This window comes from Pseudomonas sp. S8, from assembly GCF_050473925.1.
Taxonomy (GTDB): domain Bacteria; phylum Pseudomonadota; class Gammaproteobacteria; order Pseudomonadales; family Pseudomonadaceae; genus Aquipseudomonas; species Aquipseudomonas parakoreensis.
The window spans coordinates 3,985,296-3,999,038 of record NZ_JBFDVZ010000016.1 but is presented as its reverse complement, the minus strand read 5'-3'; the positions used below and the strand labels follow the sequence as shown (position 1 = coordinate 3,999,038).

At 57.1% G+C, this 13,743-nt stretch carries 17 protein-coding genes, 1 tRNA gene and 1 pseudogene; 12 read left to right on the top strand and 7 right to left on the bottom strand.

Going from position 1 to position 13,743, the window contains the following annotated elements; all coding sequences use genetic code 11:
- The first annotated feature begins 20 nt into the window (after positions 1-20).
- The 7 genes from AB1J88_RS19200 to AB1J88_RS19170 all read left to right on the top strand — a co-directional run bounded on the left by AB1J88_RS19200 (position 21) and on the right by AB1J88_RS19170 (position 5,165).
- Positions 21-233, top strand: coding sequence for a hypothetical protein (locus tag AB1J88_RS19200; RefSeq protein ID WP_041071305.1), 213 nt, complete (start codon positions 21-23; stop codon positions 231-233).
- A 237-nt stretch (positions 234-470) separates the two neighbouring features.
- Complete coding sequence (locus AB1J88_RS19195; RefSeq protein WP_430291742.1) at positions 471-1,139, top strand: DsbA family protein; 669 nt, start codon at positions 471-473, stop codon at positions 1,137-1,139.
- A 296-nt stretch (positions 1,140-1,435) separates the two neighbouring features.
- On the top strand, positions 1,436-2,722 hold the full coding sequence (locus AB1J88_RS19190) for an OprD family porin (protein ID WP_041071313.1): 1,287 nt from the start codon (positions 1,436-1,438) through the stop codon (positions 2,720-2,722).
- Positions 2,723-2,952: 230 nt separating this feature from the next.
- Complete coding sequence (locus AB1J88_RS19185; protein ID WP_041071315.1) at positions 2,953-3,699, top strand: 2OG-Fe dioxygenase family protein; 747 nt, start codon at positions 2,953-2,955, stop codon at positions 3,697-3,699.
- A 79-nt stretch (positions 3,700-3,778) separates the two neighbouring features.
- Positions 3,779-4,156: a GNAT family N-acetyltransferase gene (locus AB1J88_RS19180; protein ID WP_008080517.1), complete on the top strand. Its 378-nt coding sequence runs from the start codon at positions 3,779-3,781 to the stop codon at positions 4,154-4,156.
- Positions 4,153-4,869, top strand: coding sequence for an AzlC family ABC transporter permease (locus AB1J88_RS19175; protein ID WP_027611235.1), 717 nt, complete (start codon positions 4,153-4,155; stop codon positions 4,867-4,869). Before AB1J88_RS19180 ends, AB1J88_RS19175 begins: the two co-directional genes overlap by 4 nt.
- Entirely contained in the window at positions 4,848-5,165 is a 318-nt protein-coding gene (locus AB1J88_RS19170; protein WP_007952614.1) for an AzlD domain-containing protein, read from the top strand. The genes AB1J88_RS19175 and AB1J88_RS19170 overlap by 22 nt, the downstream gene beginning before the upstream one ends.
- On the opposite strand, the gene AB1J88_RS19165 is transcribed toward AB1J88_RS19170, so the two are convergent.
- Positions 5,082-6,008, bottom strand: a complete 927-nt coding sequence (locus AB1J88_RS19165) for a LysR family transcriptional regulator (protein WP_007961685.1) — start codon at positions 6,006-6,008, stop codon at positions 5,082-5,084. The genes AB1J88_RS19170 and AB1J88_RS19165 overlap by 84 nt on opposite strands.
- 470 nt (positions 6,009-6,478) lie before the next feature.
- Between AB1J88_RS19165 and AB1J88_RS19160 the strand changes: the two genes are divergently transcribed.
- The 4 genes from AB1J88_RS19160 (at position 6,479) to AB1J88_RS19145 (ending at position 8,273) form a co-directional block, all read left to right on the top strand.
- Entirely contained in the window at positions 6,479-6,769 is a 291-nt protein-coding gene (locus AB1J88_RS19160) for a type II toxin-antitoxin system RelB/DinJ family antitoxin (RefSeq protein ID WP_430291741.1), read from the top strand.
- The gene (locus AB1J88_RS19155) at positions 6,735-7,049 is read left to right on the top strand and encodes a type II toxin-antitoxin system YafQ family toxin (RefSeq protein ID WP_430291740.1); all 315 of its coding nucleotides are present in this window, start codon (positions 6,735-6,737) and stop codon (positions 7,047-7,049) included. The genes AB1J88_RS19160 and AB1J88_RS19155 overlap by 35 nt, the downstream gene beginning before the upstream one ends.
- A 136-nt stretch (positions 7,050-7,185) precedes the next feature.
- Entirely contained in the window at positions 7,186-7,596 is a 411-nt protein-coding gene (locus AB1J88_RS19150) for an MbcA/ParS/Xre antitoxin family protein (RefSeq protein WP_145595861.1), read from the top strand.
- Positions 7,593-8,273, top strand: a complete 681-nt coding sequence (locus AB1J88_RS19145; RefSeq protein ID WP_430291739.1) for an RES family NAD+ phosphorylase — start codon at positions 7,593-7,595, stop codon at positions 8,271-8,273. The genes AB1J88_RS19150 and AB1J88_RS19145 overlap by 4 nt, the downstream gene beginning before the upstream one ends.
- Before the next feature lie 51 nt (positions 8,274-8,324).
- Here AB1J88_RS19145 and AB1J88_RS19140 read toward each other — a convergent pair whose 3' ends face one another.
- Positions 8,325-8,600, bottom strand: coding sequence for a DUF3077 domain-containing protein (locus AB1J88_RS19140; protein ID WP_115985254.1), 276 nt, complete (start codon positions 8,598-8,600; stop codon positions 8,325-8,327).
- Positions 8,601-9,087: 487 nt separating this feature from the next.
- Between AB1J88_RS19140 and AB1J88_RS19135 the strand changes: the two are divergent.
- Positions 9,088-9,189: pseudogene (locus tag AB1J88_RS19135) on the top strand (transcriptional regulator); the annotation flags it as partial.
- 128 nt (positions 9,190-9,317) lie between these two features.
- Here AB1J88_RS19135 and AB1J88_RS19130 read toward each other — a convergent pair.
- The 5 genes from AB1J88_RS19130 to AB1J88_RS19110 form a co-directional block, all read right to left on the bottom strand.
- Positions 9,318-10,307, bottom strand: a complete 990-nt coding sequence (locus tag AB1J88_RS19130) for an Abi family protein (RefSeq protein WP_430291738.1) — start codon at positions 10,305-10,307, stop codon at positions 9,318-9,320.
- Positions 10,308-10,577: 270 nt separating this feature from the next.
- Positions 10,578-10,653, bottom strand: a tRNA-Thr gene (locus tag AB1J88_RS19125).
- A gap of 419 nt (positions 10,654-11,072) precedes the next feature.
- Positions 11,073-12,308 (bottom strand): methyltransferase, encoded by a 1,236-nt coding sequence (locus AB1J88_RS19120; protein ID WP_430291737.1) that lies wholly within the window; start codon positions 12,306-12,308, stop codon positions 11,073-11,075.
- Positions 12,289-12,978 carry an ABC transporter permease gene (locus AB1J88_RS19115; RefSeq protein ID WP_003220713.1) on the bottom strand — a complete coding sequence of 230 codons (690 nt, stop codon included), beginning with the start codon at positions 12,976-12,978 and terminating at the stop codon, positions 12,289-12,291. The genes AB1J88_RS19120 and AB1J88_RS19115 overlap by 20 nt, the downstream gene beginning before the upstream one ends.
- Positions 12,975-13,670 (bottom strand): ABC transporter permease, encoded by a 696-nt coding sequence (locus tag AB1J88_RS19110; RefSeq protein WP_007961693.1) that lies wholly within the window; start codon positions 13,668-13,670, stop codon positions 12,975-12,977. Before AB1J88_RS19110 ends, AB1J88_RS19115 begins: the two co-directional genes overlap by 4 nt.
- Between the last annotated feature and the right edge of the window lie 73 nt (positions 13,671-13,743).

Here is a 13,743-nt window from a genome sequence, read left to right as displayed (position 1 = left end):
AACGGGGAGAGAGCGCTGAAATGAACGCCGAAGTGAACGTAATCAGCGAGCGGAATTTGCATCCCATGGCCGTAAACGGCGAATCGCTCCAGATTGTCGCGCACTTTTTGAAGTCCAATGGAACGCGTCAGATCAGGGAACCTGATCCGCGCCGGATGATGATTGAGCGCTATCCCGCTGACCTGTTCAGCGAGGCCGAACTGGAAGCGTTGTGGGCTGTGATGCAAGGATAAGAAAAACAACAAGGATTGGTAAAAGCGCTGCCGGGATGGCGGCGCTTTTTTATGCGCGCTGGAAAACCATGGCGAACATTGAACCTGTGGGAGGGGGCTTGAAGCGGTAGCCGAACAAGGCAACCCATTCGACCGATTCGCGAAACAGTCTGAGAGCCATTCCGGCGTTTTTCCCCAATGCCCGCAGGGATAATCTGCCGCCATCGATTTTCCCCGTTTGGTTGCCGGAGTTCTCTCATGATCCTTCACTACATTTACGATCCATTGTGCGGCTGGTGCTACGGCGCCAAACCGCTGGTGCAAGCGGCGCAGCAAGTGCTGCCGGTCGTTGCCCATGCGGGCGGAATGATGAGCGGCGCGAATCGCCAGCGTGTTTCGCCGCAACTGCGCGATTACGTCATGCCCCACGACCGGCGCATTGCCGAATACACCGGTCAGCCGTTTGGCGAAGCGTATTTCGAAGGTCTGTTGCGTGATCACTCGGCGGTGTTCGATTCAACGCCACCCATCGCTGCGGTCATGGCGGCAGAGTCCATCGACGGTCGCGGTTTGCAGATGCTCGGGTGTTTGCAGACCGCTCATTACGTAGAGGGGCGGCGGATTGCCGATGAGTCTGTACTGTTCGATGTCGCGGCGCAGATGGGTTACGTACAGACAACTTTCGTGACGGTGTTTAAGTCCGTTGATCCCCAGGCGCAGGTAAAAGCCAGTCGCGCGTTGCTGGCCCGACTCGGCGGCCAGGGCTTTCCGACATTGGCGCTGGAGCAGGACGGGCAATTCACCTTGATCGACATCAGCCCGTGGTTAGGTAAACCGAAGGCCTTTGCTGATTGGTTAGGGCAAGCGGTTGTGGCCGATGAGCCGGCTCAATCCCCCGCTCTATGCGATCTCGATGGCTGCGCGTAATCGCGCCGGATTCACTGGTTAAGCGCATTTCCGAGCAATGCGCTATCGCAAAATTTACGATTCTTAGACGATTTTTACCTATTTAAAGACGATTCTTGAAATTGACACATTATTGAGGGCGCGGCTACGATTCGGCCCAACGCCTGTGGCCAACCGCCATGACTCAAAAATAATAAAAGGGCCCGACACGGTTTTACCGTGGGCGGGTCTTTTTGTTTCGGGGTGAAAAAAGAGTGCAATAGCGCCGTTTCAGCCGTTCGACACAGCGCGTTTCAACCCGTAATAAGGAAAACAAAATGTTGAACAAGCGAATCAGCCTGATCGCACTGGGGATGTTGAGTGCCACACAGGCCATGGCTGACGGCCAGGCCGAGTCCAAGGGTTTTGTAGAAGACAGCAGCCTCAAAGTGCTGCTGCGCAATGCCTACATCAACCGTGATTACAAAGACGGCAACGCGGACAAGTCCGAGTGGGGCCAAGCGGCTATCGGTACGTTCTCGTCCGGCTTCACCCAAGGCACCATCGGCGTGGGTGTCGATGCTTTCGGCCTGTACGCCCTGAACCTGGAACGCAGCGAAGATCGCAGCGGTGCTGGCGGCATCGACTTCTTCAAACGTGGCGACAGCGGCAAGCCTGCCAACGACCTGTCCAAGGGCGGCGCTGCGGTCAAATTCCGTCTGTCCAACACCGTGCTGACCTACGGTGACCAGATGCCGGCCTTGCCGGTGCTGAACTATGACAATTCGCGTCTGCTGCCGGAAAGCTACACCGGTACCTTGATCACTTCCAAAGAGATCAAAGGCCTGCAACTGGACGCCGGTCGTTTCACTGCCGAGTCGCGCAAAAGCGCTGAAGGCCGTGACAGCGGTGGTCTGAAGGCGATCAACGTGTTGGGCGGCAGCTATCAGTTCACCGAACAATTCAAGGCGGCGCTGTACGCTTCCGACGTCGAAGACGTGCTGAAGAAGCAATACGTGAACGCCAACTACGTGTTCCCGATCGACAAGGATCAGTCCCTGACCCTGGACTTCAACGGCTATCGCACCAAGCTGGACGATTCCTACGTCCGCGAAAGTGGCGCTACCGGTGATGACAACAAGATCTGGAGCCTGGCAGCAACGTTCGCCACCGGCCCGCACTCGTTCACCGTGGCGCATCAGCGCTCCACCGGCGACAGCAACCTGGGCTATGCCTACGGCGGCTATCAGAAAGAGCAAGGTCGTGTCGGTGACGGTGGCAACACCATTTACCTGGCCAACTCCTACTGGTCGGACTTCAACGCAGAAGACGAGCGCAGCTGGCAGTTGGGCTACGGCCTGGACTTCGGCGCATTCGGCGTACCGGGTCTGAGTTACAACTTCGCTTATGTGCGTGGCGACAACATCACCACCTCCACCAGCGAAGGCGGCACCGAGCGCGAGATTTTCAACCAGGTCAAATACGTCGTACAAAGTGGTCCGGCGAAAGACTTGAGCGTGAAATTGCGCAGCTCGATCCTGCGCGTGTCGCAGAAATCCAGCGAGTACAACGTCAGCGGCAACGAGCTGCGTGTATTCGTGGACTACCCGATCAACATCTTCTGATGAACGATCCGGTGTAAGAAACATGAGAAAACCCCGACTGGCTCGGGGTTTTTTTTCGAGGTCTTTTCTGCGAAAACCGGAAAAACCCGTGTTTTTGTCACGTAAAAGTGGTTTTCAAGCGCCTTCAAGTACCGTTTCAAACAGGGCTTTAAATGCCTGAAATTCTTTCTCATGGACGCAAATTCTCCACCTAATAGATTAGGCCGCTCAACGCAGCGGAGAATTTGGTAATGATCGTTTTGAACAGAGAAGTGGGCGAATCGCTACGGCGCGACAAATATGTCAACGTCCAGGGTGGTGACTTCAATCTCTACGGTCATTTTGCCGACTTCGTCAGACTGACCAAAAGTTGGGAAAACATGGAGCCTGACAGTTACTACGGTCAGGCCGAAGCCGGCATGCGTTACCGTCGTTACAGCGACTTTGAATACAACCCGAAAACACGTGAGCTCAAGCAGCTCGAGCATCGCGCCTACGTGCAGTCGAAGGAGAACAACGCCTATGTGGGCGGTGTTGTGCGGCATTTTCAGGACTTCTCCGATGAAGTGATCACTTCGCCGGTGATGCGCAGCCTGATCGACACCGATTTTGAAGTGTACAAAAGCGTGCTGCCGGAAGAACTGCACGATGAAATCTGGCAGTGCCAGATCCATCAGATCCGCATCGAGATCAAACCCGGCAAGCAACTGGAAATCACCCCGGAAGGGATTCACTGCGACGGTTATCCGTTCAGCGGCGTGCACTTCTGGGGACGCAACAATGTCGAGGGTGCCGAGAGTCGTCTTTACGATATCCACGAGCATCAATTGGCGTCGACCACCTACCAGGAAATTCTCGACACCACTTACTTCCTTGACCGCGACATGCGCCACTACGTGACCCCCGCGCGCAACCCTCATACGCATGCCATGGCGTACCGGCAGATTCTGGCGATTTCCTTCTCGCGGCCCGGGACCGCTTTCGACATTGTTCGCTAATCAGATCACCCCAATCGACGGCGTTGAGTGCTCGACGCCGGTGGTGCTGCGACGTGCCACCGCCAAGGACGCGCAGCGCATGGAGCGCTTCTTCCGCCAGTTCGACGAAGTGTCGTTCTGCGAATGGCAGGACGCCAAATGCCTGCGCGGCGTGTTGATCCAGAAGACCACCACGGCCTATTTGGCCTTCGATGTCGCTGGCGAGATCGTCGGTGCGGTGCTCGGCGGCATGCTTGGTAGTCGCGGCACCATCAACCACTTGGCGGTCAGCCCACGCTATCGCAGCCAGGGCGTCGGCCAGCGGCTGGTGGAAGCGGCGTCGTCCGACATGAAACGGGTCGGTGTATTACGGATGTTTCTGTTCGTCGACGATGCTAACCTCGCGGGCAAGCGATTCTGGACTGCCCAGGGTTTTTGCGAACCCCACGGCGAGCGGACATTTGAGAGGGATCTATGAATGAAACGTCCGGCAGTGCGCCGCTGATGGCTGCCCATCAGCCATCGCGCACGTTTGCCGAAGCCAGCCCGGTGGTGGCCGGTTACTTTACGGTGTCATTCGTGTTCGGGCTGATGGCGGTCAATGCCGGGCTGCCGATGTGGCTGCCGGTGGCGATGTGTTTGTTCGTCTACGCCGGCGCTTCGCAATTCGCCGCGCTGGCGCTGATCTCCAGCGGTGCTTCGCTGACCACCATCGTATTGACCACCTTCCTGATCAATGCGCGGCACATGCTGATGTCGGTGTACATGGCCAAGGCCCTGCGCGCATTGGGCCTGAGCCGCATGGAACGCTGGGCCTACGCCGGTGGACTGACCGACGAATCCTTCGCGTTTCACAGCGTCAAATTGGGCACCGGCGCGCCGGTCAACATCCGTTACCTGATCGGCTTCAACCTGTTCTGCCACACCTCATGGGTGCTGGGAGGATTGTTGGGCGCCGTCTGCGCGCAATATGCATCGCACCTGATCAAATATCAGCTCGACTACGCACTGACCGCGATGATGCTCTACGTGCTGGTGTCGCTGTGCAACACCCGCAACAAACTCATCGCCGCCGCGGCTGCCGTCGTTTGCATGGGCGCGCTGAGCCTGGTCGGCACTTCGCCATTCAACGTATTCATCGCCACGTTTGTGGGCTGCGGAGTGGGTGTATGCCTGACCAAACGTTCCTGATCCTGGTGGTCGCGCTGATGATGGCCGTGACCTTCCTGCCACGCGCGCTGCCGCTGCAAGTCAACACCGAGCACTGGCCGCCATTCGTTGCGCGGGCGCTGGAATACCTGCCGGTGGCGATCGTCGCTGCGATCAGCCTGACACCCTTGTTGATCAAGGATCAGCACATACAGCTCGATCGCCCGGAATTTTATGCAGCCATTCCGACGTTGTTATGTGCGTATTTCAGCAAAAACCTCTTTCTCAGTGTGGCGGTTGGGACGGCTGCGTACATTGCGCTCGGCTCGTTCATGTAGCGGCAGATCGACCACGTCGTTCAGGGCCTGGCCTGACAGGTTAGGGTTGTTCACCGCCAGACGCACTTCGAGAAAATCCTCGAAACCGGGGAATATCGTCAGGCCGTTCTTTTGCGCGGCCTCACGCGACACCATGCCGACTGCGTCCATCTGCGTGATCAACGACAGCGTCAGGGTCTCGCTGCAGGAATAAACCATGCGCTGACCGTTCTCGTGATTGCCCAGTCCGGCGTCGAGAAAACGCAGGAAGCTGTGGGAATACGGACAATCTTCCGCAGGACGCACCTGAAACTTGTTGCCCAGCAACGTCAGTGGATCGTTTTCCTGCCCGCAATGGGCACCGACCACCTGCACCTGCACATCCGGCAAAACAATGCTCGGCAAACCCGGCCGCTGCGGGCCGATCAGCACCGCGAGGTCAAAGTCCTCATTCTTCAGCTTGCTGAGGTTTTCCATCGACTCGGCGTAGCTGAATTCCATCTGGTAATCGGGAAACACCTCAATCAGGCGTCCGATCATTCGCCGGTTGAAGTCAGACGACAACGTGTTGTTCAACGCAACCTTCAATGTGCGCTGGCCGGGTACCTTAAGCGCCTCGACCTTTTCTTCCATCTGTCGCGTGGCAATCAGCACTTTGTCCATGTAGGGCGTCAGCTCCGTGCCTTGCGGCGTCAGCGTCAGCCCTTTGTTGGAACGTCGAAACAAGCGGAAACCGAACTGCTCTTCGACCTTGTTCAACTGCGCGGCCAGGGCCTGCACAGTCAGGCACGAATGCTCGGCTGCGGCCGACAACGAGCCGGTCTGCACGATGCGCATGAGGTTGCGTAAGGTTCTGCTATCCATGGGTAATGCCCTCTGAAGTGGGCTGGGTATTGTTGTTTACGAGACTGCCGGTCCGGCGTCATATGCCGGCTATATTCCAGCACCTGAGCATAGTTGTCGCGGGTTTAGTAGCGAATTGATGTCCCTGCCGATGGCTGGAAGCTGACACAGGATCGGGATTTTTGATGACGTGGGGGTGATTGGGGTCAAGAAAAGTGCGTGGTTTTGGTGCGTGGGACGATTTTTTTCGAAGAGAAACAGGTTACATCTTCCGGGGTTTTTCCCTGCGTTACGCGCAGATAGGTCTCAGGAAAAGTAACGATTCAGCTGATAGCACCTACCTTGTCAAAGGAGTTGAAATGGTCGTCTGGCATGCGAGCCATGGCGGTAGATAACCACCTATCAACTTCGCGTTGACCGACGAAGATCCCTCCGACAACAATGCAGAGGTAGCGCTTATGTAGCTACAAAATCACGATGAGGTAATGGAAATGGCTGCACTACTGAAAACTACCGATGTGCGCTGCCGCATTGATGAGGATTTGAAAGCGCGTGCCACTGAAGTCTTGAACGCTTGCGGGCTGAGCATTAGCGACGCCATGCGACTTTTTCTGCGGCAGGTTGTTGCCACTCAGGGGCTTCCCTTCGATGTGCGAGTTCCATCAGAGAAAACGGCCCGCGCAATGATGGAAGCGCGAGAAATCCGTCAGCGTTTCGACTCGATAGACGACATGCTGAGGACTGCTGATGGCGAAACCGGAGAAAACACAAAAACGCGCTGATCGGCCTAAACAGTGTGCACAGACTTCTGAATTCAAGAAGTCTTGGGATCGTTATAACCGCGCCGGAAGGCGAGACATGAACGACGTCCGGAAGGTGATGGCGATGTTGTTTTTGGGGCAGCAGTTACCGGCAGAGTATCTGGATCATGCGCTGACTGGAGATTGGTCTGGATTCCGCGAGTGTCATATCGGTGGCGATTTTCTGATGGTTTACGAGAACACACGCCCAGACCTGATCACGTTTGTGGATTTAGGGAGCCATTCAGAATTGTTTAAATAGCACAGAAATACATCAGCCGGCTTAACTCCGGCTTCTGTGCGTTTGATCGTTACGATTGTTCGTTTGTGTATAAAAATTCTAAAGAACTACAGTTATGTACTAGTCTTCTGCTAAGACAAAAAATCAGGAGGCGTCTATGCCTACCTCATCCCCAGCCCTCACCCCACGCGAACAACTCGACGTCCCCGAGGCCGGGCGCGTCGCGCTGAAGTTTTTCTTCAATCTCATGGAGCGCTGGGGCTGCAGCGCCGAGCAGCAGCGCACGCTGCTGGGCGGCGTCGGCAACACCACGTTCTACAAATACAAACACCTGCCGCCAAACATTCGCCTACCGCACGACACGCTGGAGCGCATCTCGTATCTGATGGGCATTCACAAGGCCTTGAGCATCATCTTCAGCAACAGCCACGAGCGCGCTTATACGTGGGTCAGCAGCCCCAATACGGCTGCGCCATTCAATGGCCGGACCGCGCTGGATTACATGCTGGCGGGGAGGGTGGTCGACATCGCCGACGTACGCCGCTACCTCGACGGGGTGCGCGGTTGAAGGCCCCGCCGCTGGCTGAGCCGCAATGGCCCAAGGCCTACCGGATCGTCAACAGCAGCTTCCCGCCGATTGCGTTGTTCGAAGACGTGCTCGACCCCGAAGACCTGGAAGTCGCCTACGCGCTGGAAGCACTGACCAATGATCGCCTGATCGAACAGGCCGGCGTCCTCGCCCGCGTGCGCCCCGAAGACCGGCTCGCCGGCCCCGGTTCAACCCCGGTGATGGCGGCGTTTACCCACATCGGCAAAAGCAGCCGCTTCACCGATGGCACCTTCGGCGTCTACTACGCCGCCAGCAGCCAGGCCGCGGCCATCGCCGAAACCTGCTATCACCAGGAACGTTTCCTCGCGGCCACCCACGAAGCGGATCTTGAGTTGACCATGCGGACTTACGTCAATCGGGTGGTTAAGCCGCTGCACGATGTCCGTGATGGTTTTGCACATTTGCATCAACCCGATCCGGAAGCCTATGGCCCGTCACAGGCGTTTGCCCGACAACTGCGCGAGTCTGAATCGTGGGGAATGCTCTACAACAGCGTGCGTTTGCCGGGCCACGAATGTGTCGCTGCGTTCCGGCCGCCAGCGGTGTCGATTCCGAAGCAGGGCAAGCATTTGCGGTATGTGTGGAGTGCGAGTCAACGCAGGATTTCGTTTGTGTTTGAGATCAGTCAGGTGTGAATCGCATGAAGCCCTCGCGGTATGGCGAGGGCCTCTTATTGGTGGTTAACGTCAATGGCTTGCTGTTGGCGCATCCAGCACTTTCACCACATCGTCGATCAGCGCCTTGCTCAACTCCTGCAGATACTGCGAGGCATAAGCGTGAAGGTCGGGATCGCGAGAAACTGTGGAGTCGGCGGTCAGCAGCTTGGAGATGTGAAGCAAGTGTGAGGCGTGCGAGAGAGCGGCCATCACTGGAACACCACGATTGGTACGGAACAGCGCTTGATTGGCCTGGAAGGAAAAGTGCGTAAGGCCTGGGGTTTTCAAATCAAGGTAGTCGGTCATTTCGCTTCACCTGCCCTGCGTAAGGCGTGGCGTGAGGTGACCGGTGTGGCAGCGCGACGGATTACGGATGGATCAATGGCATTCATTTGTGAACTCCCTGTATCAAATGAGAGCCGCCATTTTCGTTCTCAGGCGAAAGGGTGGCAGCTATGCGCAGGCTGAGAAACCGGAGATACAGGAACCCGGCAGACCCGAAGGTCTCCCACGCACAGCCGCCATTGCACGTGGATGTGGGCACAAAAAAGCGCTGGCAGTCGTGAGGTGGGGCGTTGGTGCGCCTGTATCTTACTCGGGTTCTCAGGCCCGGTTGCTGAATTGGCAGCGACGGGATTAACGGTAGCTTTGCGTGGGGCGTATTGGCAACGGTGGCTAGTGGTGGCTTCTCGTTACAACAGATTTCTCAAGGCTTCGCGCCAGCATTTCGTCGAACTGCTCCCATAAGCGTTTATGGATTGTTTATACGGCGGGGCCGTCTCGTGCGCATTTTGACGGCTCGATTTGGTTGCTCATTGCCTACGCCAAGGCAAAGCTCGACAACTTGCCTGTAGCCCTTAAGCAACTGAAGGAGGAAATCAGCGATGGTCGATGAACTGGAGCAATTCCAGCAGGACTTGCGGGAATCTGTACGTCAGATGAAGGCTTGAAAGGTGTTAGGCAAAACGCTCTCTCTTGCCACTTCTCCGCGCGCAATGGCCAAAGCAAGAATGCTGGCGTCTCTTACTCCAAACACCATTGCGGCTGACGTTTCCAGTCGTCTGGAAACCCCATAAGTCTCAAATACCCCTGCTCTCTCTGGTCCAACATTTCAGCCAATTGAAACTTCCACTGGCTGTCTGGACTGAGCAAATCGGTTAGATACGCCAGCATCGTCAGCACAATATATAGCCGCTGCTTAGGCTGAGGCCGGTCGCCAGGCGCGTTTTGGATGACCCATTCCTTAGGTAAGGATGGTCGAATCGAGAGTTCCCGGTTCCAAAGTCGTGAGTGGTGGGCGCAGCAGTTTCGGATGAAGGTCAGGGTGTGTAGCCAGGAGGCCAATACCTCGAAGGGCAGATTGAATCTGCTCGCGATCGCTTTTTTGTCGACGCTTTTGCCTATGGCATTGAATAGGGTGGACACCGTTCCAAGGCTCAGTTCTTCCAGAACAGCCCAGGCGGGTGGCAACTCGGGATGGGAATAGGTCGATCCGTAGAATCGAAAATAGTTATCGCGTGTGCGATTTTCAATTCGCTGCTGCTGGATCTGATCTGCTCGGCTGCTCTTTTTTATACGATCAATCTCATGTCCAAGTTTGTTGCGTTCCTTGCTCAGTTGATCTTGCAGGGGCCGCAATAAATCCGAATGTGAGTATGACGAGGAGAAGATTGACGCTTCAGCTATCCAGTCAGGCCCGTACTTAGGGCACATGTGGTTGCTGATAGTCGCTCGTATGGCGACTTCGACACGTTCGATAGCATCCATGGTAATGCGTCGCAACGAGCCGTCGAAACGATAGATGTCGACGACTGCTTTCAGAGTGCTACCAGGCTTGAAGGTGTGTTCAGGGTTCGTTTCCTGAAAAGGGCGCATATAGGGGCTCAGGCGAAACAGCGTGACCACTTCCAGGAAACGCATGGCGCGGTCGTCGTTTGCGACTTGCAGGCCTCGTTGCTTTAGCAGTTCCAATTGCTGTTCTACGCTGAGGGCCGGCTTGTCGAAGGGCCTCATGTAGTTTTCTCCGGGCAAAAAAAACCCGCACGATTTGAGCTTGCTGACTGGGTCAACCTAGGCTTGGCGGGTGTGTTGGGGTGCATTATAGGTAGGTGCGAGAGGCCGTCAATGTTGGGCTGATGTGAAATTGTAACGGCTTGAAGCACGGGGGGACGGAGTTTGAGATAAGGGGCCGCAGGTCTGGTCGCAGCAATGTGGAAACCTCTGCGGAGTCCAAACACCAGAAACAACAAAGCCCCTGCATTTCTGCAGGGGCTTTGTTTTGTATGGTGCCGGCACCAGGAGTCGAACCCGGGACCTACTGATTACAAGTCAGTTGCTCTACCAACTGAGCTATACCGGCGTGTGGGCGACGATTATAGCGATTGGGTGGGTTCTGTAAACCCCTGAATTCAGACTATTTTTACGCACGCGCTGTATCAGGCGCGGCATGGGCTGTGTCGCTGGGTTTTAAGCCGTAAAATCTGGCTGTTCGACGTCAATCCAGCATGAGAGTGATGGCAGGATTTTTGCGCTGTTCAAGCACCCATTTAACCCTTTTATGTCCTTTTGATTGGAAGCTTATGCACAACGGATCGGCGCGACCTTGCCGTTGCAGGGGATTTTGTGGACACGTTCTCATTTTGTGTGCAAAGCCCTGTTTTACAGGTTTTTTATCAATATGAACAAAAAATGACCAATGCTGTTTTTGTCATGCAATGGCCGTGGATATTGGATCCACGGGGAAACCATCAACAGAGTTATCCACAGGCTGTAAAGATTTTAAGCGCGTTCGGCCAGCAGCAGAAAATTACGCGGCGTCAGCGAGCTGTCGCAGAAGGTGCCGAGTCGTACGACGTACCCCTGTTCGGCGAGGAAAATGGCTCGATCAAGAATCAGCCAAAGCTCCAGCGGTCGTCGGAACAGTCCGCGCAGTAATTCCAGGTTGCGAACTTCGGCCAATTGCTGCCAACCGGCAGCTTCCAGTGCCTGCCAGTTCGGCGTGCCGATTGTGGATAACTCCTTCAATGCAGCCAGATCGCGGCAGTAATCGGCGAAGGTTTTGTCCAGCCAGGCGCTGGGCAGGGACGGGGTAGGCAGGTATTCGTCTACTTCACGCACTTGCCGTTGCAGCAAATCGAAAGCCAGGCGCCGGGCCATGGAGGTGTCGCGCTGACGTCGGACTCTTGCACCGGCGGTGACGGTTTCGCTCATGGGCAGCGCCAGATCTTCGAGCGAGAGCTGTAGGGCGGATCGCAAACCCGCTGAGGACAATGCGTGGTACTCGCTGCGATTGATCCTGTTGTAGCAGCACGGCGCGATAGCCATCCTCTGACATCCGGCAGCGCTCGCCAGTTGCATCAAGCGCACATGCAGATCGCCGCAGGCGTGCAGGGCGACCGGGGTGTGGTGAGCGCTCAACACGTTCGCCGCGTCTGCGGCCAGCACATCCTGCTCGACATGCAGGGCATGCAAATGATGGCGCTGACTCAGAGCCTGACCGCTGGCGACCAGCGCCGGATCGTATTCAACACAGGTCAGCTGTTGCCCGGCGCTCAACAGGCGCCGGCCCAAATGCCCTTTGCCGGAACACCAGTCCAGCCAATGCGTTGGCGGCGAGGCGAAAGACAAACGGCTGCCGAACGCTTCAATCTGCTGCCACTTGCGTCCCGGCACGTCGACATTCAATCGATGGCCTGCAGTTTCCAGCGCATGTCCCGGCAACTCACCCACTGCGCTCAGCTCAGCCGACAACGCCGCCAAAGAGGCGAACGGCTCCGGGGCGTCGACGAGATCGGCAGGATGGTTGTGCGCCCGCTCTGCATCTTCCAGTGACCGTCTGCGTAGCCAGGAAGACAATTGCGGGTAGGCCGTTTCCCACGGGAGCGAAAGATGAGTGAACGGACGAGGTTTCCACAGCGCCTGATGCGCCGTAAGAAAAGCATCCAGCGCGGTGAAGCGGGCGAGTAGGGCCTCGCCCGTCAGCACGTGGGAAGTTTCAACGCCCTTGGCAGGCATCGACGCGCAGCCAGCGCTCCAGCAGCTTGAAGCCGCGCACCAGCACGTAGGACATCAGCAGATAGAACACGCCGGCGGCGAAGAAGATTTCCACCGGCAGGTAGGTGCGGGCGATGATCGTGCGGGCCATGCCGGTCAGTTCCAGCAGAGTCACGGTGCTCGCCAGTGCGCTGGCCTTGAGCATCAGGATCACTTCGTTGCTGTAGGCCGGCAGGCCGATGCGCGCTGCACGCGGCAGCATGATGTAGAACATCGCCTTGGGCTTGGACATGCCCAGTGCTCGCGCCGCTTCGATTTCGCCCGGCGGAATCGCCTGGATCGCGCCGCGCAGGATCTCCGCGATGTACGCCGCCGTGTGCAGGGTCATGGTCGCGGTGGTACACCAGAACGGATCGCGCAGGTACGGCCACAGCGCGCTGCTGCGCACCGCATCGAACTGCGCCAGGCCGTAGTAGACGAGGAACAGTTGCACCAGCAGCGGCGTGCCACGGAAAAAGAAGATGTAGGCGTAGGGCAAGGCGCGCACGTACCACAGCTTCGACGAGCGGGCGATGCCCAGCGGAATCGCCAGCAGCAGGCCGGCAATCACGGCAATCGCCACCAGCTCCAAGGTCAGGGTCGCGCCCTGCGCCAGTTTCGGCAGCCACTTGATGATCACTTCCCAGTTCATGAAGCGCTCCTCGCAAAGCCGCGAGCGGCGCGTTTTTCCAGGAAGTGCATGCCGGTCATCGCCAGCACCGTCAGGCCGAGGTACATGACTGCGGCCACCAGATAGAAGGTGAACGGTTGTTTCGACACGGTCACGCCGATTTGCGCGTGACGCATGATTTCTTCCAGACCGATGACTGACACCAGCGCGGTGTCTTTCATCAGGATCATGAACAGGTTGCCCAGGCCGGGCAGGGCGATGCGCCACATCTGCGGCATGATCAACTTGGTGAAGATCCGCCATTTCGATAGGCCCAGCGCCACACCGGCTTCACGGTGGCCTTTGGGAATGGCGAGGATCGCGCCGCGGAACACTTCCGTGGCGTAGGCGCCGAAGCACAGACCCAGCGCGATTACGCCAGCGGCAAAGGCGCTGAGTTGCAGGTCGGGGTTACCGAAAAACTCACCGAGGCTGCGCATCAGGTTGACCGTACCGAAGTAGATCAACAGCACCCAGAGCAATTCCGGGACGCCACGCACCAGGGTCGAATAAGTGCCGCCAAGCCACTGCAGCGGCTTGTACGGGGAAGTCTTGGCCAAGGCGCCGAGCAGACCGAGTACCAGTCCCAGGCACAGGGCCGTCAGCGCCAGTTTGACGGTCATCAGTGCACCGGCGGCGAGGGCCGGGCCGAATCCGTAGAGGTCGATAATCATGGATTTCTTTTCAAATCGCGGCAGGCAAGGCCGGGAGCCGGCGCCGTCGGTGGATGGCGCCGGTCCCGCAGGT

What these genes read in the sequence shown, in the direction of transcription:
- AB1J88_RS19200 (WP_041071305.1), top strand. Translation starts at nt 21, where the DNA reads ATGAACGCCGAAGTGAACGTAATCAGCGAGCGGAATTTGCATCCCATG.
- AB1J88_RS19195 (WP_430291742.1), top strand. Translation starts at nt 471, where the DNA reads ATGATCCTTCACTACATTTACGATCCATTGTGCGGCTGGTGCTACGGC.
- AB1J88_RS19190 (WP_041071313.1), top strand. Translation starts at nt 1,436, where the DNA reads ATGTTGAACAAGCGAATCAGCCTGATCGCACTGGGGATGTTGAGTGCC.
- AB1J88_RS19185 (WP_041071315.1), top strand. Translation starts at nt 2,953, where the DNA reads ATGATCGTTTTGAACAGAGAAGTGGGCGAATCGCTACGGCGCGACAAA.
- AB1J88_RS19180 (WP_008080517.1), top strand. Translation starts at nt 3,779, where the DNA reads ATGGAGCGCTTCTTCCGCCAGTTCGACGAAGTGTCGTTCTGCGAATGG.
- AB1J88_RS19175 (WP_027611235.1), top strand. Translation starts at nt 4,153, where the DNA reads ATGAATGAAACGTCCGGCAGTGCGCCGCTGATGGCTGCCCATCAGCCA.
- AB1J88_RS19170 (WP_007952614.1), top strand. Translation starts at nt 4,848, where the DNA reads ATGCCTGACCAAACGTTCCTGATCCTGGTGGTCGCGCTGATGATGGCC.
- AB1J88_RS19165 (WP_007961685.1), bottom strand. Translation starts at nt 6,008, where the DNA reads ATGGATAGCAGAACCTTACGCAACCTCATGCGCATCGTGCAGACCGGC.
- AB1J88_RS19160 (WP_430291741.1), top strand. Translation starts at nt 6,479, where the DNA reads ATGGCTGCACTACTGAAAACTACCGATGTGCGCTGCCGCATTGATGAG.
- AB1J88_RS19155 (WP_430291740.1), top strand. Translation starts at nt 6,735, where the DNA reads ATGGCGAAACCGGAGAAAACACAAAAACGCGCTGATCGGCCTAAACAG.
- AB1J88_RS19150 (WP_145595861.1), top strand. Translation starts at nt 7,186, where the DNA reads ATGCCTACCTCATCCCCAGCCCTCACCCCACGCGAACAACTCGACGTC.
- AB1J88_RS19140 (WP_115985254.1), bottom strand. Translation starts at nt 8,600, where the DNA reads ATGACCGACTACCTTGATTTGAAAACCCCAGGCCTTACGCACTTTTCC.
- AB1J88_RS19130 (WP_430291738.1), bottom strand. Translation starts at nt 10,307, where the DNA reads ATGAGGCCCTTCGACAAGCCGGCCCTCAGCGTAGAACAGCAATTGGAA.
- AB1J88_RS19120 (WP_430291737.1), bottom strand. Translation starts at nt 12,308, where the DNA reads ATGCCTGCCAAGGGCGTTGAAACTTCCCACGTGCTGACGGGCGAGGCC.
- AB1J88_RS19115 (WP_003220713.1), bottom strand. Translation starts at nt 12,978, where the DNA reads ATGAACTGGGAAGTGATCATCAAGTGGCTGCCGAAACTGGCGCAGGGC.
- AB1J88_RS19110 (WP_007961693.1), bottom strand. Translation starts at nt 13,670, where the DNA reads ATGATTATCGACCTCTACGGATTCGGCCCGGCCCTCGCCGCCGGTGCA.